Here is a 24,927-nt window from a genome sequence, read left to right as displayed (position 1 = left end):
ATCCAGTAAAAAGATAAAAAGAATGCGTATTATGCATACAAAATTTATTGTTAATGCACCAATAAACCAGTAGCTTCTTTGAGATGAACAAACCTGTAGAAAATATTTGTGCGTGCAGTGTTAAGAGAAATCGTGCCTAGTTACTCATTGTACATGATATTAGCCTAATATAACATAGTTTTCGCGCATATGCTAGAACTAACTACAAGAATCCCAAAACAAGAAACCATGATAAAATAAACAGAATCAAATTAAAGCAGTGTTTATTCTCTCATAATAGAGTAAATCATGAACAAAGACAAAGGCATTTGTAAAGGGCTGTGTAAAGAACACAAGGTTAGAAAACCAAGAGATGGTTCTAGTCGTTATTTGTCAGGCCAAGTCAGATGTCAGATTTGCGGAGTCTTTATGTCAAGAGAGGCATGTCATGACAGAGAAGACAAACCTGCAACGGAAAATACCATGGATTTGTATTGCAATTGCTGTAATTGCATGGTAAGATCAAGACCAAGAAACAAGCCCGGAATCAAATCCAACAAGACACAGGAAGAATATGAACAGTTAAAAGAACTTAGAAAAAAATATTAAAAACTGTCTAAACATGACAATGAGTAATCTTGTCACACTGATACAGACTTTCCAAGTTTAACAATCCATCGTGATAACTTGCCTTATTTGCAATTTCATGCTCTAGCCTATTGATACCATTTTGTTTATTTGTGGAGTCATGCATTCTAGAAGGATGAATAGCATGCAGTAGTTGATGGATGAGAATAATTGTTACCATTCGTCTGTTGTCTCTAGTATCATAACCGAGCACATCATTGATACATATTGTGTAAGATGGTTGACTTGGTAGATCTCTGATCATATTGATATCACCAGAAGCATTATCATTGTTTTGTATTTTCACACCAAAAGTCTTACTCGCAAAGAATGTTGCACAGTCTCCAAAATTCATGTCATCGGGTTTTTCATGATGATGTTCTATTATCATATTCTGTGCATCTTTTAAGCAATCAGATAACCAATAAGTAGCATCTTCTACAGTACGAGTTATTGGTACACTTATTTTTTCCACACTAGTCTCTATTTGAGTAACTGATCTGTCCAAAGTTTTTTCGAATTTATCAGATGAAGTAGATTGATCCATACTTGAAAATGAATCAGTTTTAACATATTCCACATTTTGCAACATTGCGCATCGATGTCTCTGTGGCAACAAATGTTCTCTACAATAGACATATCCACACAGTTTACATAGGTTGCTTAGAGTTTCATCCACCTTACGACCATCATATGTACAATATTTGTCCGTGATTTTAGAATCCATTCCATTAAAAATAAGGGTAATTGTTTACAGATTTGACTAAAAGGTTTAGGATTGTAAGTGCAGAAGCCTTGTGTGATAAAAATATTACAATCTCAGTTACATAGAATTAAGGACCTTTATCAGTACCATACCCAATACAATATTTGAAAGAATTTTCCAATTAATTCAAAATGTGTTTACGTTATAATTAATCAGAGATAGGAGATATGGCTCCAGCGTTGTCCCATCTTGAATAATCAACTACGTTAATCTCCCTTTCGATCGTTGAGATTGTTTTTGACACAAATGTGACAACGGTACAACTTGGTGTACATATGTGGTTTCTGTTTAAGGTAATATTACAAATATTTTTTCGTGTTTTGGACAGTATTTGGACAATTTCATAAAAAAATTCTACGCATTGTTTATCAATAGTACCGGACGAGTCTAACTATGCCAAGAAAAGAATACAAGACAATCACGGTGAAAGTTGAAACCTTTCATCAGTTTGCCAAAGCAGTAAAAAAAGCAAAACAGGAAGACCCAGAACTTGACAACAGCACATTCCTAATGTTACTTATGGGCAAAAGTCAAAAGGTCAAAAGACATCGCTCCTAAAGATACTATTGGTTCATTTGTGTTTTAGTTGCCAAGAAATTTTTCAGGTATCCCAGGCTTAGCCTTTTCCGCTGATACCTACAGATTCATTCAATGACAGAGTAAAATGTCTAGGTGCTGGAGAGTGCACCATTGCAGTCGCGTTAGAAGATGTTGTAGAGTTTATCATTGCGGTCGCGTTAGAAGATGTTGTAGAGTTTACTCCTGCAGAGACAGAAGTTGCATTCCACACTTTAGAAAGATTTACAGTAACATCAACCCCAGCCAAAACACCAGTAAGTATTGAAACAGTTTCTTGTTTTGCATTTAGGTCAATTGAAAATCTGGTAGTATCTCCTGCTTTGAATATGTCGGTATCAGTAGCATCAATAACATTAGAGGAGAGACATGTAGGCACAGATGAACCACATGTAGTACTTGGAGATATCGAAGTATGAACCAGTCCTCTACCAACAGGAGATTGGATTATTATTGTGCCCTTGTTTCCATCAATTATTGTCCACATTATCGCACCTCGAAAGTTACTGTTTCCGGCTACTGCGCCCTTGGTAGAAAAGTTTGTAGTTTGCGCATACCCTACATGCATTGACGACAACAAAGTGACATTAAGGATCAATAGTACCATAAATATACAAAGCAGTTTCGATGTCAACATCTTAAGGTATAACGTCATAGTCTAAAAACATATAGTGTTGAATTGTACAACTCATCCAGGTTTCATCAATATTTTTCCAAACAAGTTTCCCTGTAACATTTTTGTGTGAGCTTCAACTGCATTTTCAAACGTATAGATCGAGTCAACTATAGATTTTATCTTTCCTTTAGACATCCAAAAAATTCCAGATTCAAGCTCAGAACGTGTTCCTTGAGTAGAGCCCAAGATATTAGTCCCTTTGAAAAATATATGTCTCAGATCAGAGATTACATCATATCCAGTTGTAGCGCCAGTTGTAACAATAGTGGCACCATATTTTAGCAAAGCAAGTTCCTTGTTCCAATGTGAACCTCCAATATGCTCAAAAATTACATCAATTCCAGGACTTGATTGCTTTTGTTTTGCCAAGTCTTTAGATATTGTAAAGACCTGTTTGTCCCAGTCTTCTTTTCTATGATCCACTGCAAAATCTGCACCGAGTTTTAGACATTCTTCTAATTTGTTTGAACTTGCAGTTGCAATCACATCACAACCATAGAGTTTGGCAATTTGAATTCCAAATGTGCCCATACCCGAACCTCCACCCATTATGAGTACTGTTTGACCAGGCTGGATTTTTGCTCTTCCCACAAGCATGTGCCAAGATGTTGTCATTGTCATAGACGCAGCTGCTGCATCTTCATATGATACATTTTCAGGAATTTTTACAACATTCATCTCAGGTAGGTGCGCATATTCACAGTATCCACCCCATAAAGGACCTGTTTGAAAACCCCAGATTTTCCTGTACCTACAATCATATTCACGGCCTTCTGTGCATGCGACACATACCCTACAGGAAAGATTACCATGCGATACAATTCTGTCTCCTACTGCGATTGTGGAAACATCCTCACCCACTGCAACAACCTGACCTGCTGCATCAGTTCCTGAAATGTGAGGCATTGGTATTTGTATTGGTTTTCCACGCATTCCCCAGATATCATCATAGTTCAATCCTGCTGTTACAACCTTAAAGACTACCTCGTTGGGTTTTGGCGTAGGCTCAGGTACGTCCATTACCTTGAGTATTTTTTCATAATCATCATCGGGAGCGTATTTTTCATAGACTAGGGCCTTCACAAGTTATGTGAAATACCTTGCCAATATTAAGAAAATGGAATTTTACTACCGATATTCATTACCACAGTCACCTATCACCATAAAAAGATCTTTTGATCTTGATATGATTGATTTTATTTTGTGGTCATCTTCTTTGTCTAATTGTAATGAAAACACCTTCAAGTTGTCAGATCTATTGTCAGAGATTCCAAGTCTGGTACCAATTATCACGCCGGCCACAGCAGGCTTGTCCAATATGTATCTAGTAGCAACATTTGCAATACTGGAATCATGTTTTATTGCAATTTCATTTAGTGTGTGCAGAAGTTCCTGAAACAGATCCCAACCTCCCCATTGATCAATCATGTTTTTGTATTTTTGTAAACTATAGGTATTCAGACCTGATCTTACAGGTTCAGATTTTCCAAGATATTTGTCGGATAGAAACCCTCCACAAAGAGTTCCATATGTGAGAAGACTTATTCTGTTTTTCTGACAAAACTGCGCCATTTTTATTTGTGGTCGTTGGTCAATGATAGAATATTGTACTTGATTAGATACAAGTTTGAATCCTTGTCCCAATATTGACGCCATTGTATCAGTATCAAAATTTGTCAATCCAACATGCCGTATCTTCCCTTCATCACAAAGCTTTGAGAGATGATATAATGCGTCAATGTATCTAGTATCAGCATAATCCCACCAATGAAACTGGAGTACATCTAGGGATTCAACATTCATTCTGCGGATTGACTTTTCTATACAGTGTCTAACTATTGAGCTGGTCATAGGTCCGGGATTTGGCACAAATTTTGTAAGCGCTTGAATTTTTTCTGCTGCATCTTTGCCTCTCTGTTTTTCCAGTTTTTTTCTAAAATCTCCAAAATATTGCTCTGCAGGGCCATAAATGTCTGCCATGTCCCAAGCAGTAAAACCCGAATCATGGTATAACAACATTGCAGATACTGCAGATTCAGGGTCAACATCACCGTGACCTCCTGCCACTTGCCACATTCCGTTTAATATTCTACATATTTTTAGATCGGGTGCCAATTGCCAAGTTTTTTGGTTTGATTCCATGAAATATTTTGGAAACACATGTTGATTTTATAATCTTTCTAGCCAAAGACTATATTCAACAGATAGAGATATCAATCAATTACAAAAAAACAAGAAAAAGCCATGGTGCAGTACAAGTGAGTTTAATACATTCAATCAGTGCAAGATCAAGTTATACAATACCTCTTGCATTATTCATTGCCTCTATTTTGATTTACGCGTATAGTTTGGAGGGACAACCGCATCATGGAGACGAGATAAACTATCTTGGATGGGCAGGAAATTACATACACCTGATAACCAACGGGGATCTTGCCAACACATGTCTTATATCAATTGACAACTGTAATTCACTATACCACATACCTGCACATGGTATAACATACAGTCCATTGCGCATGATTTTGATTGGAGTACCTCTAAGTCTTGAGCATCAAGACACTGGAGATTATTATGATTGGTCTTGTTATTGGTTTACTTGCTACAATTTTCATAATTCGCCAACCGTTGAACAAATGACTGCAGGACGCGCGCTATCACCAATCTTTGGAGCACTCACGGTAGTTGTTGCATTTCTTATTGGAAAAATTCTCTTCAATAGAAATGCTGGAGTGATTTTTTCACTAGTTTTCATGTTTTACAACCTTTGGATATGGTACAGTAGAACTATAATGACTGAGGTTCATTATATTTTCTTCAGTATGCTTGCCCTATTGATTTTGCTTTATTCCTTTAAAACAGGTTGCCTCAAAGTAAAATATCTAGTTTTAAGCGGAATAGTATTTGGATGTGCACTCACCTCAAAGCTACTGGCTATCGAATTTTCTGTACTATTTACAGGAATTATCTTACTGAATGGCATGTTTCAAAGACAACTAGGATCATCAATAGACAAGAAACAGATCTTGAAAATTAGTGTGACACTTGTGATATTTTTCAGTATTGCGGCATTTGCTTTCCTGCTAACAGAGCCAGGATTTTACAAAAATCCAGTACTTCAAATCAAAACTATAAAATCAGACATGGACAACTATAACCACGATGTTTGGTTTATTGCATATCCTACCGTACAAGGATTACAGCCAATCAGAATGCTCTTGCTCTTTTACTATGCCCTATTTCCAAGCCCCACCGAAAATACCATACCAGGCGCATTTCCAAATTCTACCTTCAATTTAGGATGGAATAGTCCTCCCACTTATTCTAGCGTACCGCTAACCATTTTTTTCTTCGTCGGCATAACATATATGATTCAAAAGGTGCGAAGATCAAAAGACTGTATTCCAGAAATACTTGTCTTAATTTGGTTTGTCAGCACATTCATTGCTACGCTCATGATCGCCAGAGACCTGTCACTTGAAAGATACATGTTGCCATTTTTAATCTCAATCATAGTAATTTCGTCATATGGGTTTTGTAAATTTGTAAGACATATTCCAAGTAAAAAAATACAAATTTCATTTGTAGCTTGTGCTTTACTTGCTCATGCTGCTACTTCAATGTCATACTGGCAAAAGATCTATTTTTCCCCCGGAACATTCTGGACAAATCCACTGCCATATGGAACACTTCAAGAGTCTCTTGTGAACCCAGTCACGTTGTTTATCAACATAGTATTCGTGGCATTTTTCGCATACATGATGGCAATTCAATTTAAAAATAAGACAGGGATAACGGCCAAGTAGAATCAGATCATTCTTCGGTATCACAATCTTCTAGCCTATTTTTATCATAGTATAGTTTGTTATTCTCAATTTTTACAACAGAGCCGGTCAAGAAACACATTTCGCTGCGTTTTCCGCTCATCTCTATTAGTGTGATAGATGAAACATCCTCGCATGGTACTGAAACCAAGAGAATTGCATCCTTTTGATCATTTTGTGCCTCAACCCAACAGGCATTAGGTAAAATGACTTTACATTCTACGAAATTTGGTAGAGATATAGCTACAGACATGCAAAAAAGGATTCAATATACAGGCATTATAGATTATTCGAAAAAAATTCCCTGCAATTGCCACCACAGAATTAAAATCGCTTAAAATGCACCATTTTAACAAATCTGTCAACAGTAGAATTGAAATATTTAGGAGGTCATTATATTATTGATTGAAAAAATCCATCCTTGCAGTGGTAATAGGAGGATCTTTTGTCGTAATCATGGTGTTTTTTCTAATTATTCTCTTACCAATAATTCCTGTCTCTGAAAAATATAGCATGTCAGTTGATCCAATAATAATACAAGATGAAATGGGTACTGAAACACATGTTGCCATCAGAAACACTGGCACAAATGCTCTGACCAATATTGTTGTAGAATACGGAGGAGCTACAAAACCAGATGTCATTCCCATATTGAATCCCGGAGAAAAAGTGTCACTTTCTCCTCCAGATGGAAGTTCGCTTAATGAAGTGCGAGTAACAACAGATCAAGGGATCAACGTGACCAAGGAATACAGAACTCCTGCAAGCATTAGCTTTGTTGGAAATTCTGGTTTTGGCGGATAGTTTTTTACAACAATTTAATCATTGAGACAACTTTGAATTGTTTACATACATGTTTTAAGAGTCAGAATATTTCTTTGCAAGTTTGATCAATTTTGTAGCAATCTTTTCAGCATCAGAATTTGGCAATAGAACACATAGGATTATACCATACATGCCAAGCGGTACAGTAATGCGTTTTGCTTTCTCATACTTTGCCATAGCATAAAGAGGTTCGCCAAGTGTCCTTTGAGATCTTCTTGTAACCCATCGCAATGATGCATCAGCTAATGATTTTTCTATATCCTCTTTTGTTTGAAGACTTTTGACTCCCGGACGTTCTTTAAAATATGATTCTGCCCTATAAGACGCTGCAACCAGTGTAATATCTTCATCAGATTGTATTATTTCATTGCATATCTTTTCAAGATTCATGTTTTTTTCCCGAGAGAATGTCTCCCTTGTCATAACACTTGTCAGCAAAATCAAACAATCCAATTGATCTATTGACCAGTTTTGGAGCATTTGTACGATCATCGTTTGCCTTGTCAATTAGTGATTGGGCAAAATTTCGTAATGCGTTTGCTTTGTTATACCACGCATTTACATACTCTGGATTTATCTCGATTGCCTTGTCATAACAGATTAACGATTCTTCAAATCTCTTCAGCCTAGATAAGACAATTCCCTTGTTATTCCAAGCGCTCACATGGTTTGGATCTATCTCAAGGGCCTTGTCATAAGCGACTAGTGCATCTTCATTATTATTGTTCTTTGCATTTTCATTGCCTACATCATACCAAGAATTATGCTTGATATCTTCCATGCAGAATTACATTACTTGGTGCTATTTTAAGAACAAGATGTAATCAAGTATAACCACATGCATGCTACAGAAAACATACGTCATTAACAATCACATATTCAAAATTACATTTAATATGAAAGATAGACGAGATTGCAGAATACGATAATCAAAATATTATTTCTTTTACAATATGAAAAACCATTTTACCAAGATATTAGTCTCAAGTTTCTTGGGAGAAGGTCAGGGAAGAATCGAAACATGCTGTAATAATTTCAACATAAAGTAACAAGTAGGATAATCATGTAAAATTTTATTGATAATATATAGAGTTGTTTGAATAATTCCATTATTTTGTATATTTTGTGAAAAGTTTTTATGAAACATTTTAGATTTCAGAGATTGTATGCCCATATTTATTGACGGTCACAGTTCAAAAGGATTGACTCATGAAGAATTAGAAAAACTAGTTGATTTACCTCCAGACAAATTTGGAGTCACCCACCTAGAGTTATTTTTCAATAAAAAAGAAGACAGAATTTACTGCGTACTAGATGCCCCAGACGAAGAATCCATCTGGAAACACCATGAGGCAGCAGGTTTCAAATGTGATTTTATTACAGAGGTAGATCAGGTCAAGACAGAAAAAACTACAAAGACCGAAAAACTTGCGATCTTGGGCCAAATGAGCTCGAACATTAGTCATGATCTAAGAAACCCAATGGCAGTTATAAAAAATTCAGTAGACTTGTTGAGTATCAAGTATAAAGATCAATTCAGTCCAGGAGTTTTAGATCAGATCTCAAAGATAGATCGTGCTATTTTTAGCATGAGCATGATGATAAATGACGTGCTAAATTTTGCAAGAACTCAATATTTACATTTAGAAGACCATTCCCTGATGAATACCATCACTCATTCTATTGCGCCAATTAAAATTCCTCAGAATATCAAAATAACATTCCCTCAAAAGGACATCGTGTTAAAGGTCGATGGTCCAAAACTAGAATCCGTCTTTTACAACTTGATAATGAATGCAATTCAATCCATTGGCGAGATGCATGATGGTGAAATTATAATCAAGTTTATTGAAAAAACAAATGATAAAGTTCAGATCAAGATTCAAAATTCAGGCCCTCCAATTCCAGATGAACTTTTGACTAAAATATTTGAGCCTCTCTTTACAACAAAACAACATGGAACCGGCCTTGGCTTGCCAAGCTCAAAAAATATAATTGAACAACACCATGGAACAATATATGCCTCAAACAATCCCACTACATTTACCATCACATTGTCAAAACATATTGAAAGATTGCTGTCCGTAGATAAAAATTAAAACAATGATTTCTTTTATGCTGTTACCAATCTTTAGTCGGATCGCCTGAAAACATGTTTTCCAAGTGTTCTATTATTTGAGACGAGCCACCATCTATTCCCCATGTCACCATTATGAGATATTTATCCCCAAGAGGCATCGTTAACCGTCGTAGATTTTCATAGACTGCCAAGACGTACTTGCCTTTTCCAATTTTTGGTGCAAAAGTCCTTCGTATTTTCCAAGCATTGGCGGCATAGTGTAGAGTCTCTTTTGTGTCTGCATCATTTAGAAATGGCTCCACTCCATCACGTATTTTAGTACTTAGTTCATTTCCATCATTGTCAAAGATTGTTGCGTATCTAATCTGCTTATCAGTATGCATGATGTTTTCAAGAACTCTGTCAAGATATTGGGCAGATTGAGACATGACTAGTATATGCACTTGATTGCATATAAGAATAATCAATTGTTCAAAATGACATTCATAGCGTATATGAAGATACATTCAGGCTATAGAAAATCCAGTGTCTAGTTATGAAACATGTTGCAAGATAGTCAAAAACAAACTGGAAAAATTACATATCTCAAAATTAAATTACAATTCATGCCGACCTTTTACATGGGACATCAGAACATATACAACGTTTACAATCAATGCAAGAGCCTAATTCACCATCTGTGATTCTATCTACTGACTAATTACCACAAAGATAGCACCGGATGACTGGATCCAGAACTGGTCATGCATTTGCAAATTCATCACGTGTAGTGTCAAAAGAAACAGGAGATGTACAGAACAAGACATTTTCCCTTTCAGATAGATGTTTAGGCGTAATCAATTCACGGTACAATATCGTAGCCATACTGCGTGTGATATTTTTCCATAATATAACATACAATTCTCACAGAAAGAGTCCCATTCGCTTATTTCAAGCAAGTTAAAAAATTCCCTTGTCCAGTCATAGGTAGGCAATCTCCTATATTGAAATTGTTGAATGGTAAAGATCTCTTTTTCCTTGAATTTATTCATACATCTTTTGCATTGAGCATTTTTTGTATTTTTTGCTGACTGCATATTTTTACGAGTGTTTTTTACAATATAAAGTTCATTTTGAAGATCATGATAAAGGACATCATACTGACTAGTACAAATTCCGCATAAGGGAACTCAGATATCGTGCTATGACCTGCTTGACTGGGCATTTTATCATTAGATGTGGCGGAAACGGTATGTCCAGTAGCATATGTGAACGAGACGGTCACATCATCATTGCCCCCCGCTGCCAAAAATCCATCGGTAGGTCCACACACTGGAGAGCATACAGATGTTGTAGAGGACAGGATAACATAACCTGCAAAGTCCCCAGTATCAGGGCCAGTTTCCACTAGCTTGTACGAAATACTAGATTCTCTTGTGGATATTGTAACCTTACTTCCATCTACTCCAATAGTATCAAGGGCATATGAATTTGAATTAAAGTCAGGTGCATGAATTAGAATGTTGATCTGTGAGCTAGAAAGATCACCGCGTGATATAACAATTGGATAATATTTTTCCCCTCCAGACGCATATACATTTGCAGTTAAGATGACACTGCATAACAGTACAGTAACCATTACCAGTATTGTCATTTGTGAAAGTATCATGGACTTTGTAGTTTTAAGAGAAACTATCAGATAAGACTTTGGAAAAAATTCTATTTTAATTTTTTAGACATGCTTGATTTAATTTTTTCATGACATGTATGTACGCGTCAATGAATTGTTGTGCATACATGTTTGCATGTTTTTCTGAGCCTCTGTGAGTTCCAAGCTTGGAGCGAATGTGGTGATAATATTCGTGTAAAACAACAAACGGATTATAGAATATCTCAGAGCTTGAGGCATAAATCTTTTTTTCTTGTACTACATACACTGCATAGACTGTTCTTCTTTTCTTCTTTATTGTACCTACCACGATTTGTGGAACATCGACCTTGTACAACTTGCTTAGCCAGTCTAATGCTTGCTCTGTCTTTTTATCTAGGATCAATGCAACTATCTCTGCTTTTGTCAAATCGTCAATATCAGACATTATACAAGAGAATCACATAACCAGATATAAGATGTGATTATGTTCATAGGGCAAACAGGTTCACATGATATGGGGATGGATTTGGGCTTTCCTCACAAGAGATCTTCCCGTTTGCCTGGACATAATATACCCCATTATGATTAAAAAAGAAACGTATGATTCCTCACTAAAAGATAAATTCACTAGAATGTCGTTTTGTCATATTTGATGGATATGTTGCCAATGCATATAATGAAAGTAACTTTGTTACTGAACAATGTGTCGCAATTCCTTATAGATTCTCAAGCGTAGTTATTGCATGATGCGCATGAACGAAGAGGCATTTGGGGAAGTCTGGGTTTCAAGTAATTACGAGACGGTATTTTGTACAAATGACGAAAAGGAGCAGTATCTCAGGTTTTTGAGTTCAAGAAGAGAGATTCCAAGGGGCATGAGTATCGTCTTGATAAACAAGAAATTAAACAAACTATACACCAAAGACGAGATACTAAATGCCACCCCGGAACAGCTAAAGGGAATGATCAAATGATGTTCAGATCGTTGTTTCTGAGCTTTGCTACAAGAACGAATAGGTAGACGAACATCATTTATGCCATTAATGGTTTCATTTCCCACCATAGGGTTTACAATGACAACATTGTCTGCAATAATAGGATTTTCCATATAACATTTTTACAGTAAAAGTGACAGAATGATCCAAGTATGATATTTGTCGAAATTTTATCAATTAGTTGTCATGCTGAAATATATTAATACTTGATTTGAAAACGTGTACTAATAGAGCATGACCAAGATAAAAAAAGACAACGACCGTTCAAAGGAAATAAAGGCAAAACCGTCTTCGGGTAGAAACAAGTTCATTGCGCTAGGAATCCTTGTTGGCATAATAGCAGTAGTAGCTTATGTAACATATAGATCAGATAACACAGTTGATACCAACTTTGCATCAATTGATGGCATACCCTGCGAAACCCAGGAATACACAACATTTCACATTCATGCACATATGGATATTTTTGTCAATGGTCAGCACATACAAATTCCTGCACAAATAGGATTAGAAAATACGTGTCTGTATTGGTTACACACCCACACGCCTGATGGAATAGTACACATAGAATCACCCAAAAAAAGAGACTTTACAATAGGGCAATTTGTTGACGTTTGGAAGTCAACTCGTAGTGGTTATCCCACAACAACTAACAGCCCAGAAATTTTTGTAAATGGAAACTTGGCAAGTACAAACTTGAACAATACAAAAATGAATGCGCATGATGAAATTGTACTCGTATACGGAGAGGTACCACAGAATATGCCCACATTCTACCAATTCCCGGAAGGGGATTAGGTCTTGACTAAATAACACCGTCAAAACAATATTGTAAAAATTATTGCATAATAGATGTAATCACATAAAACATCCATCAACAGACATGCTGGAATTTGTGTCACCTAATGCATGAGATGTCATATCAATACCGCGATACAAACACCCAAAAATCAGATATTATATATTCATGGAATATAATGCATCCTGCTTTTAGATTTTATCAACAAGCCATAGTTTAATCGATATATGTATTTCACATATTAATTGACGAGTAAATTATTTTGGAATATTTATGATAAACATGGTACCCTTACCAACCGCGGTTTTTATATCAATACGACCTCCATGCTTTTCAATAATACTTTTACAGCTCACTAGACCCAACCCCGTGCCTATCTGTCTTGTTGTAAACAATGGATCAAATATTTTATTCAGTAGACTCTTTGGAATGCCAGGACCAGTGTCTTCGATTTCAATTGTTGCAAAACCATTATTTATGCTATTGTTGATTTGACAGTCTTTTATTCGAAGATATATACTGCCTTGGTTATTCATTGCTTGAGTCGCATTTAGCAACAGGTTTGTAAACACAATTTCTAGTTTTTCAGGATCACATTCAATACTGATATCATTTTGAGGTAGATGAATTTCCGTATTTTTTGTTACAACGTTTGTGACCGAGGAATTTATCACGCCAAGCAAAGAAATGTGTTGTTGGAGTTTCAATGGATTTGGTACAACGTATTCCATCACTTCATCTATCTGATGAGTCATTCTTTTTATGGCACGCTCAATTCTGTCAAATTTTGGCTGGTTGTTTTTCTCAAAATCTGGGTTTTGTATTCTAATTATTTCGAGAGTGTTATGTACCACAGACAGAGGATTTCTAAGATCATGTGCTATACGAGCAGAGAGTTCCCCTATTGCAGACAATCGTTTTGTTTTGTGTTCTTCAATTTCTTTTTGAGCATCATACATTACAGTCATATCTCTTAATGCGCCAATTCGCCCAATCAAATTACCATTGATATCATAAAGATTCGTGGACATAAGTAACGTAGGAAAGATATTTCCTATTTTTCTCTGAAGCCAAATCTCCCTATTCTTTATTGAACCAGTTTTATCCCATTCCAGCATAGCATCCTTGAGGTCACTTACACTTCTTTCTGCAACATGCACAAACATTGATTTCCCCACAATTTCCTCTCGTGAATAACCAAGACTGATACAATAGGCATCGTTACAATCAATGATATTCCCGGCCAGATCAATAGTGCGTAAGAGATCAGGGGATTTTTCATACAGAATTCGATATTTTTGTTCAGTCTCCAACAAATGATCATATGCAATTTTGAGTGCTTCGTTTTGCTGTTTGAGTTTCCTCTCATTATCTTCAACGGTTTTTTTTATTTCATACAAATCAGTGATGTCCCTCAGTGTAGTGTCACTTCCAGTCAATTCCCCGTTAATGTCATATAGATTGACAGTATTGGTCAATCCAAGAAATTCAGAGTTATTTTTTCTTTTGAACCAAGTCTTGGTATTTGATACACTGCCAGTATTCTTCCATGCTTGAAAGGAATTTTCATATTCGTCAATACTTTGAATTGCCACAAAATCAAAGATAGTTTTTCCTATCATTTCTTTTTTTGTATATCCCAAATATTTACAACAAGAGCTGTTGCAGTCAAAAATTATCCCTTCTAGATTCATAGTGTACAAAAGATCCGGAGAATTTTCATACATGTCTCTGTATTTTCTCTCTGTCTTCATAAGGGCATTTGATTTTTCAAGTTCATCAAGTTGTGTTTTTATTTGTCCTTGAGAATCCATCATTTCTCGTGCTTTATAGATTTCAGTCATGTCAACCAAAACAGATGTATTTCCAATCAACTTTTTATTTTTATCAAATAAATTGGTTCCATGTATTAGAATTGGAAATGTAGAGCTATCTTTTCTTTTTAGCCAAATTTCTACGTCAGATATGGTTGTAGAGGTTTTCCAATATTCAGTCTCATCCAATAGTTTTTGAATACTTTTTTCTGCAGTATGATCAAAGATGGAGCTTCCTATAACTTCATTTTTTTGATATCCAAGGTTTTTTGCATAAAATTCATTACATGCAAAAATAATTCCATCAACTGTTGTAGAACGTAGCATACATGGAGTTTTCTCATACAGATCCAGGTAATTTTGTCCCAAGAGGCCATATAGATGAGGCGATATTGAAGAGTTTTTTACATTATAGCAGGATGCGGAATTCGGTAACCTTTTTTTCTCTTCATCAGACCCAAGTACAGAATCTTTTTTTGATCTCGTCCCAGATTTACTCATGGTACCGGACATACATCACATATGAAAACATGCCAGAATACTTGTTGTGTGTTCTAGAAAAACAAGCTAGTCACACTAAGAGCACATTACAAATATTAGATACATTTCAACTATTCAACATCTAACTAATGCAACCAAGGTCTGACATTACTTTTGCAGTCACACTAGACGATATGGTTGAATTTCCAAGAGCTATCTTTACTGCAGTGCAGACATAAGACGGTGTTGATGGAGGTGCCGGGATTGGTACTGGAGCCGGTTGTACTGGATAAGGAGATGGAATTTGCGTAGCGTTTGTCAAAACAGGCATTGTGGAATTGGTAGGCATTTGCATTGTGGTAGAGTTTGATGGAACTGATGTTGTTTTTGTTGAATTTATTGCAAAATATGAAATTTGGGCTTGATTTAGATTGTCTTGCAACTGGGTCCATTCACCAGGCGCACATAGATGATCTCCACATACTGCATGATTACCAGAACTTGCAGTAAGGTGTTGATTATTAGTAGAAGAAAAGTCTCGCTTGACCAAGTTAGCTGTTGCTGGAATTGTTTGAGCCAATGCAGGAGCACCCTGTCCCAGGACAAATGTAACCATAGTTATGACAGATATTGCAAGTATTATGCTCCTGATACCAGATCGCATTGAGAACTTATGGGTATCTTTTCTATTTAAAAATACCTCTGCCCAAGCAGTAGACATCAGCCAGATAGAATCAGCTGGGGCATTCTATTAATGCAGACCCAAATATTTTAGCAAGTCCACTACAACTCCTTCACGTATGACGCATAGAATAATGGACTTGATTTTGACATATGATGAGACAATAAATCCAGGTGTAATTATATTAACATACTTCTGTGTCAGTTTACCACGTGTAAGAATGATTGGCCGGCACGAAAATATCGATAAACTGTTCTCATATGTAGTATTTTTTGGCCATAAATAACTACATCATGAAGCAAATGCATGTAAAAAGTCCATGTTAGAGGTTTCAGATAGGAATTGTATTGATTTTTTGACTTTTGATAGGTAAAACTGTTGTCAGTACCTCTATTTTTGGTACGTATTGTTCGATATGCCGCTGTTATCAACTTGAATTTCACATCGTCTTTGGTTGACATATTTTTGTCAGGATGATGCGCTAGAACCATTTTACGATATGCATTTTTTATCTCAGGTATAGATGCGCCTTGTTGTAACCCAAGCAGTTCATAGCATTACTCAATATTCAACAACAAATCATTGTGTTAGCCATTTTAATAAAGATTGATCGCACTTTCTTATCATAATTGTAAAAGATATCAGTTTTCAATCAAGACAATGGCAAAATGTTTCGCATGTTTTTCCATCGAGTACAGAAAATTAGTTTGATCAAACTAAACAAAATTCATCTAATATATATTCAATATTATACATAAATGGTGAAAGTTTTTTACCAGTCTCATTCCGGCAGCATGGATAATCCCATTACGGCCATAGTAATTGATGATGACAAGGATACGGTATCAGTACTATCAGATTTTTTGCAGATAAAAGGTATCAAAGTGATTGGAAAGGGGTATGATGGATTAGAGGCAGTTGAAATTTACAAGAGGCTCAAGCCAGATGCTGTATTTATAGATGTAATGATGGAAACATGTGATGGGTTATACGCATTAGAGAAAATTAGAGAAATTCATCCTGATGCCCTTGTTATAATGGTAACAGCCGACTTGACAAATGATACCCATGAGAAATTACTTGATCTTAGGGCATCTGCAATAATTTACAAGCCTTATGATATTAACGAGATAATGCGTGCCTTGGATAAACTATACACTATCAGAGTGGCTTCATAAATGAAACAAGAGTTATTCGAGGATCTTGCATCCCAAAAGATACTTCTCAAAGAGATGAATTTAGAACTCAAGAAACGTGTCGACAACTTGGAAGCAGATACGGCAAATCTTGAGCATGATATTTCAGAGAAAAAAAAGATAATTGAAGAGCTTCGCGAAGACAAGAAAGTATTAGCTGGCTTACTGAGTGAACCACGTAAAAATAAGATTTTACGAAATGTAACAATAGTAATTGCGCTCGGACTTGCAGTCTTCATCTTTATTTCTTATGTGCCAAGCGATTTACAGTCATTTTACAGTTCTAACAACACGCCGCTCAAAACACAATACTTGGTGCAAAACCTAAAAAGTAACACAGTTAACACATGGAAACCTTGGCATATCATAAACAATCAAGTTCTTAACATCAACATAGTAAATGCTGACAAGGTTTCAAAAGAAAAAATATCTGCCATCAAGGATGCAATACTCTCAGAAGAATCTGTAAAGATAGACAATTCTTTGCTTGATAGGGGACCAGTTGGTACTGTTTCAGTATATTACAAAGGATGGCAAGGTGCGCTCCAAGGCACGCAAGATGAAAATACAGTATTTCACATACCAACCAAGTTCAACATAATTGAATCTCCAACCGGAGAAGGTGACATTACAATAGTTCTTACCAGCCTGGAAGATCCAGACGGATTTTCAGGATACACTAAGAATATTACAGATGGTCAGGAGACACTAAAATCATCAATAACAATTTATAATGTAGACAACCTTTCGCCTGAACGACTCGGTGCAGTAGTCAGGCATGAATTTGGTCATGCATTGGGGCTGGGGCATTCCTCTGATGAGAACGATTTGATGCATTATATAATCCAGACAAATTTTCCATTCATCTCAGATTGTGACGTGAATGCAATAAAGGATCTATACGACGGCAAGGATCTAAGCGATATAGCATGTGGACCACAAAAGTCTGTCTAGGCTTTTGTTTTGAATTGAAAAAATACTTCTTTTCTTGTTCCCTCTTGATCCCAGGCAGCAACCTTGTATCGCCCTGCAGTTCGCCATTGTTTTGTATCAAATCGTAGAACATTAGAATACAATCCCTTTTGTGAATTCATATATTGATCTTCACTGAACACCTCTTTTTCAGAGGGATCAAAGATAACCAAATGCATCGTTTGTTTTGGAGAAAGCGTTTCATAGTCCAATTTTATCTTGACATATTCTCCTTCGCTATACATTGCCTTGTCAAGATTTATCATTATTTTATTTGGCATTACAAACAGTTGCTTTGGCGGAATTTAATAGTCTTATGACATTAAACAGGTGTCAGTAGCTGCATGTGTGAGTTTTGAGTTATCCCAAACTTGTCTACAAAACCAGAAGCCACCTCCAAGACATACTGTGCATGCATCAAGCTTTGGCCGTATATAGTGCAAGGATCCGAAATGCATGGTGGGGCATTTTTTTCTATATACAAGACATTTCCTGAACTGTCAAGCCATATAATATCAATAGGGAATTGCATGTCCTTCATCCATATCGATATAACCTGTGGCTGCGCAAATGGAAAAAGCATGCCCTGACTATATGATAGTGGAGTGTGATATTGTAGTCCTTTATTCTGTCGCTGTAGAGTATCTGCAATTTCAACGTCAAGTAACACATTACCTATCTTGACTTGGCCCTTTGGTAGACCAGTCAAATTTGGACTAGTGTCATTTTGAGAACTGGATATAGATATGACATCATTTGAGACAAGATACTGGATTGCCCCCGCAAATTCATTATCAGATACAGAACCTGATGACCAATACTTTGCATCGTCTTTTATCCATGAAGGAATCTGAGAGGATGGATTATCAGCGTGAATAGTTTGTGGAATAGTTATCATTCTATTATCAATTAGATATTGCATTTCTTGAATAAATTGTGCATCAGTTATCGAACCATCAGACCAAAACTTGGCATCAATTTTTATCCATGATGGAATGAAAACTTGTCCGGTTGCATAATTAGAGTAAGCAATTTTGTTTGTATCAATCAGTTTGTATGATTGTTGACTAACAGAGACCGCCCCGTTTACATTTACAACATGTGAAATTGCAAGCTGTATCAATATTCCAGTATCTTTATCAATCTGCACCAGAATAGAGTTTGTCTGATTGTTGTTTTGTGCGGACATGACATCTCTTGTATAGTTGTTAAATTGTACGGCTTGTTGATGATACGCACTGTTTAGTCTCAGAGGAGTTGGTAGCATATACATGAAATTAGATGCATTACCGCTTGGTCTTGTAAACAATGCTTTTGACAGATCAAGTGTATCATATTCAGAGACAGGTAAACCATTTTGTACTGCACTTGTCTTGATTGTAATGTTCTTGTTGTCAGTCGGATTTTCAAAATCAAATCGTATAGTTTGATTTAGATCAGGTGTCGTGATCTGGTATTTTAGATAATCTCCAGGCAATGCACATATCTGGTTTGTTTGACATGCCGGGTTTTGAGTTTGAACAATAGAGTTTTCAGGCAGAGTTACCACCTCACTCTGCGGAGCATTTTGTGGAAGATTGGTTGATGGCCCCTGTCCATATACTACCATTACCGGAATTTGGTTTCCAGAGGGGGATGTTACTGATGCAGAGTATTGCGGACAAACTTTGGCAAAATTACCCCGCTGACAGTCATTTTCTAGTGCCTGGATATAATGAACCCATGAAACTGCAATTGTGTCAGGCTCCCCAATATATCGTAGTGAAAAGTGTGATAATTCATGAGACAAGATCCATGCTCCTGCCCAGCTCTCAATCTTGGTATCACAAGAACAGACATAGATTGCCTGCATGCCAGTGCCGGTTATTTTATACATTCCATAAAATCCCTGTTGAACTAGCTGTTGACCGACCGTATTATCAGATATTACCACAGGAAGAGTAAATGTAGACAGTCCAGAAAAATACGATTGGTAGTTCTTGAGTGGTATGCAGAGTGAACCCTGTAGATCATGAGATATACCGTACAATGAAAGATATTCGTCTGTAACTACCTGATAAAATTTCAAGCTCTTGTATTCAGAATCAGAACATTTGTCATTTTCCGTTATGTAAAATACTGCATATGATAGATTTGAGCTATCTTGGTTTCTTTGCTGCTGTAATGTTTTAAAATCCTGAACTGTAGAGTTTGTTTGTGCAAATGATGGTATTGTAGATATGATCAAAAGAAATGATATGACTACAGGCAGGACTGTTTTTTTCATGTGGTGAGATTGGGATGTATCTTTGTATTATATGACTTTAATTGTCATAAGATATGTTGTTGTTACATTGTCCATGCTGTAACAGGCTTGATAAAGTAACATTGTTCTCGGAATCTTTAAGTTTGTAACATGGATCAATAGACACATGGCAGAAAATAATCCAGACCTCAGAGAGAAAATAGTTGAAAATAGGGGTACATGGAAAAAATTGCAATTAAAGATACCAGGATTAAGAGAATATCGAAATCTTGAAGACTTGAGAGCGGCAGATCAGTTATTACGCAAACAGGTATCAGATAACATAAACGAGTCCAAGTCAAAGATGGAGGATCTGCGAAAAGCAATAACAGCAAAGGGGGATTTTGGTAACCTTACCCTAGTTGGAGACACCATATCTCAGATACAGCAAATATCAGGTATTGTACAACATTCCCAGCAAGGATCTGCAGGGATATCCCCAAACATAAAAATCGATGGCGGAGTTCTTAACAAGTTATATGAGTATGATTTTAATTTTGTAAACACTGCGGAACAGATTTTTTCAGCATGCTCAAATTCCATATCAGAATATAATTCAGGCAAATCAATACAAGATATTACATCCAATATCAATTCCATGCTCGATGCTCTGGACAATTCTTGGAGACAGAGATTAGAATCAGTTGAAAACATATTGGTTACAAAGTGATAAAAATGACAAAGATTGGAGATTATCTGTAAATGTTTGGACGTAAAAAAGATCAAGATTTGGGTGGAAGCGTAGTTGGTTCAACTACCATAGAATGGGAATCACAATACAAGGAGGGCAATATCATGTGGAAGGTTCCACGATTAATAAGACTCAATGATAACATAGTAGTCCGAGAGGACGAGGTCGCAGTATTTTTCAGAGATGGTAAGGTTTTAACATATTTTGACAAGCCAAATAGATATGCATTGACAGACTTTAATGCACCAATAGTAGGCGGACTCTTGAAGTTTTTCACAGGAGTTGAGCAAGCTGCCGAAGTATACTATTTGCAAAATAGATACATTGATGGCAAGTTTGGCTCGCAGGGACCGTATCAGTTTGTTGACCCTGTTCTTGGCATAGTAAATTTAAGAATATTTGGAGAATACAGATGGAAGATCTCTTCTCCAGAGAACTTTGTGAACCAGTTTGTTGGAACATTTGCAATGCAGACATCTGATGCAATAGAATCACGACTAAAAGAGCAGATTGTCCTCTTGTTGTTCAATGCAATTGGAAAGATGAAAGAAAGTGGAATGAAGGTTACCGACCTGGCATCAAACTTGCAAAACATTGAACAGGTTGTACTGGCCAACGCACCTTCAAGCTTTGGACAATATGGATTAGAAATAAACAAGATATCGGGATTAACAATCAGCCTTCCAGAAGAGGTACAAAAAGCAATCAATACAAGGTCAGAGATGTCAGTACTTGGTGTAAATTACATGCAGTACCAAGCAGGTCAGGCCATGACAGAAGCGGCAAAAAATCCTTCAGGTGGAGCAGGATCTATGGCAGGCCTTGGAGTTGGATTTGGAGCAGGATCGGGTATTGGTTACGCAATGGCAGGCCAGATGGGACAAGGAATGTACCAGCCCCCAATGAAACAGTGTCAAAAGTGTGCTATGATGATGCCAGTATCAAATAATTTTTGTCCAAACTGCGGAGCATCTCAACAGCAAACAACGCAAAAACCTCAAGGAATCACATGTCCAAAATGCAATACCATAGTTGCAACAGATTCCAAATTCTGCTCTCATTGTGGAAATGAGATGAAATCAGGATAGGTAAAAGAAAATGTTTTGTGAAAAATGTGGTATACAACTTCCGGACAACGCGGTCTTTTGTATCAAGTGTGGTACAAAACAGACAGCACCTGAGACACCTGTTAGTTCATCAGATACAAGTACAGAAGTAAAGGAGATAAAATGCCCAAATTGTAATGCCTCAATCACACCCAAGTTTGGAGAGATGGTGGTGACATGTGAGTATTGTGGAAGCAGCATAAGTCTTGAAAACAAGGGATGGAAAAACATTGCAAAGCACACAATGCTGCCGATTACAATATCTGACCAGGACCAGATCACTGCAAGACTACACCAGATGATGGACAAGGGTCTATTGCATCGACATCTCCAAGAGAGTTCAAAACTAGACGATCTTGAACTTTCCATGGTACCATATTGGATTATTCCAGTATCAGCAAAGACAAATCTTATTGCTACAGACATTGCAGTCCAAGTTGGGAGCATTGCAGCAACTGTTGCAATGGCCGGACTCATGGGAGGAGCAATGAGTGGAAATTCAAGACAAGGTGGAGGAGGAAGTTTCGGCGGTGGAATGATGGATGGGATGTTGTTTGGCACCATGATGGGCGGCGGTGGAATGATGGGCGGGGGCGGCAATGCCACAAAATCATATACAGTAGATGAGAATTACAACTGTCCCGTAATTTCAGTAAAATCATTGACAGCATACCAACCACATGGATATGAGTTTACACTAGACAGCAGAGTAGATTTCGATTCGAAAAATATTCCCAAGTCAGTCAAGATCTTAAATGGCGACATCAATGAGGATACTGCAAAAAACCAAGCAAAAATTATTGTAGACCAAATACAATCACAGAAAGTTCATTCCAAATATCACATGATTCGCCAGATGGAAACGCAAGAAGATGTATCAGAAGGAGAATTATTACACGTACCAATATGGTTTGCCCAATATGACCATAAAGGCAAAAAGATAATCCTGATAATTGACGCAAATTCTGGAAATGCCATCAACAGCATAGGGTTATAACATTTCAAAGAAATATCTAAAAAATGGTCCGAGTCATGCAGAGTTTAAAATAAAGTTTGTCTGCAAAATTAGTCTTGGCATACAATGACAATCCAGTATAACGATACCTGTAAATCTTCTCTGGTTTTCCCATCCCTGCAATAACGGTGTTTGTAGACACTGCAAATACAGCCAACAAAAAGAGATTACATTACACTTGAAAAATTGGTACTAATTTGCAGTTTGGCATCATTCCAAGATATGTCAATGCCTACAAGCCTATTTTGAAACAACAGTAATTTTTTACCATCAGGCCTCAAAGTACAAGATACATGCAGGAATTTGAGAGCCCGGAGTGTTTTCAATCTCCTGTAGACGGTACTCAGGGGCATGTTACAAGCCAACGAAATAGCAGAAGCAGTAGAGGGGTTCCCAGTTGTCACGCCCAAAATGGCCCTGCAATGCCCATCCAACAGAGTTCGTAAAATCACATCCTCGTTTGTTTCTGATTTGGTTCCAATGGAAGATAAAATTTGCATATTATCTAACTTTTTTTAGATTATTAAAGTCGGTACGTATACACTGTAATACAATCAAACACAGGATCACATCTAGTGATATGACATTACAGGGAAAAATCAGTGTTTCACACATAGACAATGTCAGAGATGCATGAGAAATAATTTAGAAAAAACATTTTCTTTTAATGACTCATGATTAAAAATAAAAAAAGATGGATGGCAGATTAGGAATAAGCTGCCGCGATTGAACCGTACATTGTGGCATATGCTTGATCGATTGCTTGATCTCTTGTAGCATCAGCATTGCCAACTGCAGTTACATGGCTTGAATTTGCTGTGGCAATTGCGCTATCTCGTGTTTGAGCCATTGGAGCTACAGAATTCCAGTATGACTGCAAGCCAGTATTCCAAGCCTTACTATCTTTTGTGTAAGCATTGTCAAGTGTAACATGTGCTGTGCTTTCTGCAGTAATGTATGCAGTCTGCGCAGATCCAATTGCTTGGTCTCTTGTTACATCAGCAGTTTCCACTGCTGTTATTCTTGTCTGTCTAGCTTGTAGAATAGAATTATCTGCAGTGACATGTGCTTGACCTATTGTCTGTGAACGCGTTGCAAGAGTAGAGTTACCAATTGCGGTATAGAATGTACTCTGTGCCGTCCCGTCTGCACCATCACGTGTTGCAAGTGCACCATAGACAGAGTTCTGGTATGCTGACAATGCATTATCTACTGCCTTGTCACGAGTAACGTCTGCTGACACAGTTGCAGTTATTCTTGCATTCTGAGCTGTTGCAATTGCTTGGTCTCTTGTTGCCATAGCAGGACCAATCACTGTTACACTTCCATGTGCACCTCTGACTGCAGTATTGTATGCAGCTCGTGCTTGTTGTGCAGCCTGATCATATGCAATATTTGCATCCCGTACTGCTTGAGAGTGAGCAAGTTGTGCAGCATGGACGGTTTGTCTGTATGCAAGAGATGCTGTTTGCACTGCCTGACGGTATGTTGTTGCATCAGTTTGCAATGTTTGCCTTAGTGTTTGTCTTGCAGTTTGCTTTTCACTAGTTCCTACATTGGCATTTACGCCAGCATTAGTATTTTTACCATTGCCGGTGTCTGCCATCGCCTGCAAAGTCATCAAATTACCTCCAAAAATTGAGACAAACAGTACAGCTGCTACTGTAAATGCTGTCGCTTTTTTTGTCAGATTCGATTTGATTACCTTGGTTGTTTTTGTGGTATTCATGTTGTTTCTTGCCAAGTGTTATAGCATGTGGATATAAGGCATTACGGAACTTTGTAAACTAACAAAGTACAGTGGAACTGAGAAGAAATCTTTATCAAACACATATTGTACGGTCTGCTACTTGTTATCATCACATGCAGCACAATATGTCTCACATAGTTTTCATAGTATTAATCATAAG

30 protein-coding genes are annotated in these 24,927 nt (G+C 36.9%); 12 read left to right on the top strand and 18 right to left on the bottom strand.

Annotated elements, in window-relative coordinates:
* Nucleotides 1-288 precede the first annotated feature (288 nt).
* Entirely contained in the window at nucleotides 289-588 is a 300-nt protein-coding gene (locus BQ3481_RS01100; protein ID WP_157926574.1) for a hypothetical protein, read from the top strand.
* Nucleotides 589-595: 7 nt separating this feature from the next.
* Here BQ3481_RS01100 and BQ3481_RS01095 read toward each other — a convergent pair whose 3' ends face one another.
* Complete coding sequence (locus BQ3481_RS01095; protein ID WP_157926573.1) at nucleotides 596-1,333, bottom strand: AN1-type zinc finger protein; 738 nt, start codon at nucleotides 1,331-1,333, stop codon at nucleotides 596-598.
* 432 nt (nucleotides 1,334-1,765) lie between these two features.
* Between BQ3481_RS01095 and BQ3481_RS01090 the strand changes: the two genes are divergently transcribed.
* Nucleotides 1,766-1,930 carry a hypothetical protein gene (locus BQ3481_RS01090; protein ID WP_157926572.1) on the top strand — a complete coding sequence of 55 codons (165 nt, stop codon included), beginning with the start codon at nucleotides 1,766-1,768 and terminating at the stop codon, nucleotides 1,928-1,930.
* Between the two features lie 58 nt (nucleotides 1,931-1,988).
* On the opposite strand, the gene BQ3481_RS01085 is transcribed toward BQ3481_RS01090, so the two are convergent.
* The 3 genes from BQ3481_RS01085 to BQ3481_RS01075 all read right to left on the bottom strand — a co-directional run bounded on the left by BQ3481_RS01085 (nucleotide 1,989) and on the right by BQ3481_RS01075 (nucleotide 4,766).
* Nucleotides 1,989-2,555: a hypothetical protein gene (locus BQ3481_RS01085; protein ID WP_157926571.1), complete on the bottom strand. Its 567-nt coding sequence runs from the start codon at nucleotides 2,553-2,555 to the stop codon at nucleotides 1,989-1,991.
* Between the two features lie 81 nt (nucleotides 2,556-2,636).
* Nucleotides 2,637-3,707, bottom strand: a complete 1,071-nt coding sequence (locus BQ3481_RS01080; RefSeq protein ID WP_173848061.1) for an alcohol dehydrogenase catalytic domain-containing protein — start codon at nucleotides 3,705-3,707, stop codon at nucleotides 2,637-2,639.
* A gap of 45 nt (nucleotides 3,708-3,752) precedes the next feature.
* Nucleotides 3,753-4,766 (bottom strand): aldo/keto reductase, encoded by a 1,014-nt coding sequence (locus BQ3481_RS01075; RefSeq protein ID WP_157926570.1) that lies wholly within the window; start codon nucleotides 4,764-4,766, stop codon nucleotides 3,753-3,755.
* Between the two features lie 116 nt (nucleotides 4,767-4,882).
* Here BQ3481_RS01075 and BQ3481_RS01070 point away from each other — a divergent pair, with 116 nt between their 5' ends.
* Complete coding sequence (locus tag BQ3481_RS01070) at nucleotides 4,883-6,430, top strand: phospholipid carrier-dependent glycosyltransferase (RefSeq protein ID WP_157926569.1); 1,548 nt, start codon at nucleotides 4,883-4,885, stop codon at nucleotides 6,428-6,430.
* Between the two features lie 7 nt (nucleotides 6,431-6,437).
* Here BQ3481_RS01070 and BQ3481_RS01065 read toward each other — a convergent pair whose 3' ends face one another.
* The gene (locus BQ3481_RS01065; protein ID WP_157926568.1) at nucleotides 6,438-6,701 is read right to left on the bottom strand and encodes a hypothetical protein; all 264 of its coding nucleotides are present in this window, start codon (nucleotides 6,699-6,701) and stop codon (nucleotides 6,438-6,440) included.
* Nucleotides 6,702-6,853: 152 nt separating this feature from the next.
* On the opposite strand from BQ3481_RS01065, the gene BQ3481_RS01060 reads away from it, so the two are divergent.
* Nucleotides 6,854-7,252, top strand: a complete 399-nt coding sequence (locus BQ3481_RS01060) for a hypothetical protein (protein ID WP_157926567.1) — start codon at nucleotides 6,854-6,856, stop codon at nucleotides 7,250-7,252.
* A 54-nt stretch (nucleotides 7,253-7,306) separates the two neighbouring features.
* Here the strand turns inward: BQ3481_RS01060 and BQ3481_RS01055 are convergent, their stop codons facing one another.
* Together BQ3481_RS01055 and BQ3481_RS01050 are read right to left on the bottom strand one after the other, a co-directional pair.
* Nucleotides 7,307-7,663, bottom strand: a complete 357-nt coding sequence (locus tag BQ3481_RS01055) for a hypothetical protein (RefSeq protein WP_157926566.1) — start codon at nucleotides 7,661-7,663, stop codon at nucleotides 7,307-7,309.
* Complete coding sequence (locus BQ3481_RS01050) at nucleotides 7,653-8,054, bottom strand: tetratricopeptide repeat protein (protein WP_157926565.1); 402 nt, start codon at nucleotides 8,052-8,054, stop codon at nucleotides 7,653-7,655. The genes BQ3481_RS01055 and BQ3481_RS01050 overlap by 11 nt, the downstream gene beginning before the upstream one ends.
* A 385-nt stretch (nucleotides 8,055-8,439) precedes the next feature.
* On the opposite strand from BQ3481_RS01050, the gene BQ3481_RS01045 reads away from it, so the two are divergent.
* Nucleotides 8,440-9,372 (top strand): nickel-binding protein, encoded by a 933-nt coding sequence (locus BQ3481_RS01045; RefSeq protein ID WP_157926564.1) that lies wholly within the window; start codon nucleotides 8,440-8,442, stop codon nucleotides 9,370-9,372.
* 22 nt (nucleotides 9,373-9,394) lie between these two features.
* Here BQ3481_RS01045 and BQ3481_RS01040 read toward each other — a convergent pair whose 3' ends face one another.
* The 4 genes from BQ3481_RS01040 to BQ3481_RS01025 all read right to left on the bottom strand — a co-directional run bounded on the left by BQ3481_RS01040 (nucleotide 9,395) and on the right by BQ3481_RS01025 (nucleotide 11,428).
* Complete coding sequence (locus BQ3481_RS01040; protein ID WP_157926563.1) at nucleotides 9,395-9,781, bottom strand: DUF6659 family protein; 387 nt, start codon at nucleotides 9,779-9,781, stop codon at nucleotides 9,395-9,397.
* A gap of 408 nt (nucleotides 9,782-10,189) precedes the next feature.
* Complete coding sequence (locus BQ3481_RS01035; protein ID WP_157926562.1) at nucleotides 10,190-10,429, bottom strand: hypothetical protein; 240 nt, start codon at nucleotides 10,427-10,429, stop codon at nucleotides 10,190-10,192.
* Between the two features lie 17 nt (nucleotides 10,430-10,446).
* Complete coding sequence (locus BQ3481_RS01030) at nucleotides 10,447-11,001, bottom strand: hypothetical protein (protein WP_157926561.1); 555 nt, start codon at nucleotides 10,999-11,001, stop codon at nucleotides 10,447-10,449.
* Nucleotides 11,002-11,056: 55 nt separating this feature from the next.
* The gene (locus BQ3481_RS01025) at nucleotides 11,057-11,428 is read right to left on the bottom strand and encodes a hypothetical protein (protein ID WP_157926560.1); all 372 of its coding nucleotides are present in this window, start codon (nucleotides 11,426-11,428) and stop codon (nucleotides 11,057-11,059) included.
* A gap of 307 nt (nucleotides 11,429-11,735) precedes the next feature.
* On the opposite strand from BQ3481_RS01025, the gene BQ3481_RS01020 reads away from it, so the two are divergent.
* Nucleotides 11,736-11,957, top strand: a complete 222-nt coding sequence (locus BQ3481_RS01020; RefSeq protein ID WP_157926559.1) for a hypothetical protein — start codon at nucleotides 11,736-11,738, stop codon at nucleotides 11,955-11,957.
* A 255-nt stretch (nucleotides 11,958-12,212) separates the two neighbouring features.
* Nucleotides 12,213-12,776 carry a hypothetical protein gene (locus BQ3481_RS01015; protein WP_157926558.1) on the top strand — a complete coding sequence of 188 codons (564 nt, stop codon included), beginning with the start codon at nucleotides 12,213-12,215 and terminating at the stop codon, nucleotides 12,774-12,776.
* 258 nt (nucleotides 12,777-13,034) lie between these two features.
* On the opposite strand, the gene BQ3481_RS01010 is transcribed toward BQ3481_RS01015, so the two are convergent.
* From BQ3481_RS01010 to BQ3481_RS11935, 3 genes are all read right to left on the bottom strand, one after another.
* Nucleotides 13,035-15,092 carry a PAS domain-containing protein gene (locus BQ3481_RS01010; protein ID WP_162287722.1) on the bottom strand — a complete coding sequence of 686 codons (2,058 nt, stop codon included), beginning with the start codon at nucleotides 15,090-15,092 and terminating at the stop codon, nucleotides 13,035-13,037.
* A gap of 121 nt (nucleotides 15,093-15,213) precedes the next feature.
* Nucleotides 15,214-15,735: a hypothetical protein gene (locus BQ3481_RS01005; protein WP_157926556.1), complete on the bottom strand. Its 522-nt coding sequence runs from the start codon at nucleotides 15,733-15,735 to the stop codon at nucleotides 15,214-15,216.
* Between the two features lie 218 nt (nucleotides 15,736-15,953).
* Nucleotides 15,954-16,301 (bottom strand): J domain-containing protein, encoded by a 348-nt coding sequence (locus BQ3481_RS11935; RefSeq protein WP_157928416.1) that lies wholly within the window; start codon nucleotides 16,299-16,301, stop codon nucleotides 15,954-15,956.
* Between the two features lie 210 nt (nucleotides 16,302-16,511).
* Between BQ3481_RS11935 and BQ3481_RS00995 the strand changes: the two genes are divergently transcribed.
* The gene (locus BQ3481_RS00995; RefSeq protein WP_231911817.1) at nucleotides 16,512-16,931 is read left to right on the top strand and encodes a response regulator; all 420 of its coding nucleotides are present in this window, start codon (nucleotides 16,512-16,514) and stop codon (nucleotides 16,929-16,931) included.
* Entirely contained in the window at nucleotides 16,932-17,903 is a 972-nt protein-coding gene (locus BQ3481_RS00990; RefSeq protein WP_157926555.1) for a matrixin family metalloprotease, read from the top strand.
* Here the strand turns inward: BQ3481_RS00990 and BQ3481_RS00985 are convergent.
* Nucleotides 17,900-18,202: a hypothetical protein gene (locus BQ3481_RS00985; RefSeq protein WP_157926554.1), complete on the bottom strand. Its 303-nt coding sequence runs from the start codon at nucleotides 18,200-18,202 to the stop codon at nucleotides 17,900-17,902. The genes BQ3481_RS00990 and BQ3481_RS00985 overlap by 4 nt on opposite strands.
* 41 nt (nucleotides 18,203-18,243) lie before the next feature.
* A complete protein-coding gene (locus BQ3481_RS00980; protein WP_157926553.1) occupies nucleotides 18,244-20,187 on the bottom strand; it encodes a DUF192 domain-containing protein in 1,944 nt (647 codons plus the stop codon).
* Between the two features lie 145 nt (nucleotides 20,188-20,332).
* Between BQ3481_RS00980 and BQ3481_RS00975 the strand changes: the two genes are divergently transcribed.
* From BQ3481_RS00975 to BQ3481_RS00965, 3 genes are read left to right on the top strand one after another with little or no spacing between them, the layout of a single operon-like run.
* The gene (locus BQ3481_RS00975) at nucleotides 20,333-20,875 is read left to right on the top strand and encodes a hypothetical protein (RefSeq protein WP_157926552.1); all 543 of its coding nucleotides are present in this window, start codon (nucleotides 20,333-20,335) and stop codon (nucleotides 20,873-20,875) included.
* Nucleotides 20,876-20,907: 32 nt separating this feature from the next.
* Nucleotides 20,908-21,984 carry an SPFH domain-containing protein gene (locus tag BQ3481_RS00970; protein ID WP_157926551.1) on the top strand — a complete coding sequence of 359 codons (1,077 nt, stop codon included), beginning with the start codon at nucleotides 20,908-20,910 and terminating at the stop codon, nucleotides 21,982-21,984.
* 10 nt (nucleotides 21,985-21,994) lie between these two features.
* Nucleotides 21,995-22,999 carry a zinc ribbon domain-containing protein gene (locus tag BQ3481_RS00965; protein WP_157926550.1) on the top strand — a complete coding sequence of 335 codons (1,005 nt, stop codon included), beginning with the start codon at nucleotides 21,995-21,997 and terminating at the stop codon, nucleotides 22,997-22,999.
* Nucleotides 23,000-23,184: 185 nt separating this feature from the next.
* Here the strand turns inward: BQ3481_RS00965 and BQ3481_RS00960 are convergent, their stop codons facing one another.
* Complete coding sequence (locus tag BQ3481_RS00960; protein WP_157926549.1) at nucleotides 23,185-23,517, bottom strand: winged helix-turn-helix domain-containing protein; 333 nt, start codon at nucleotides 23,515-23,517, stop codon at nucleotides 23,185-23,187.
* A 206-nt stretch (nucleotides 23,518-23,723) separates the two neighbouring features.
* A complete protein-coding gene (locus tag BQ3481_RS00955) occupies nucleotides 23,724-24,746 on the bottom strand; it encodes a hypothetical protein (protein ID WP_157926548.1) in 1,023 nt (340 codons plus the stop codon).
* Between the last annotated feature and the right edge of the window lie 181 nt (nucleotides 24,747-24,927).

Source organism: Candidatus Nitrosotalea okcheonensis (assembly GCF_900177045.1).
Classification (GTDB): domain Archaea; phylum Thermoproteota; class Nitrososphaeria; order Nitrososphaerales; family Nitrosopumilaceae; genus Nitrosotalea; species Nitrosotalea okcheonensis.
This window is presented reverse-complemented; position numbering and strand designations above follow the sequence as displayed.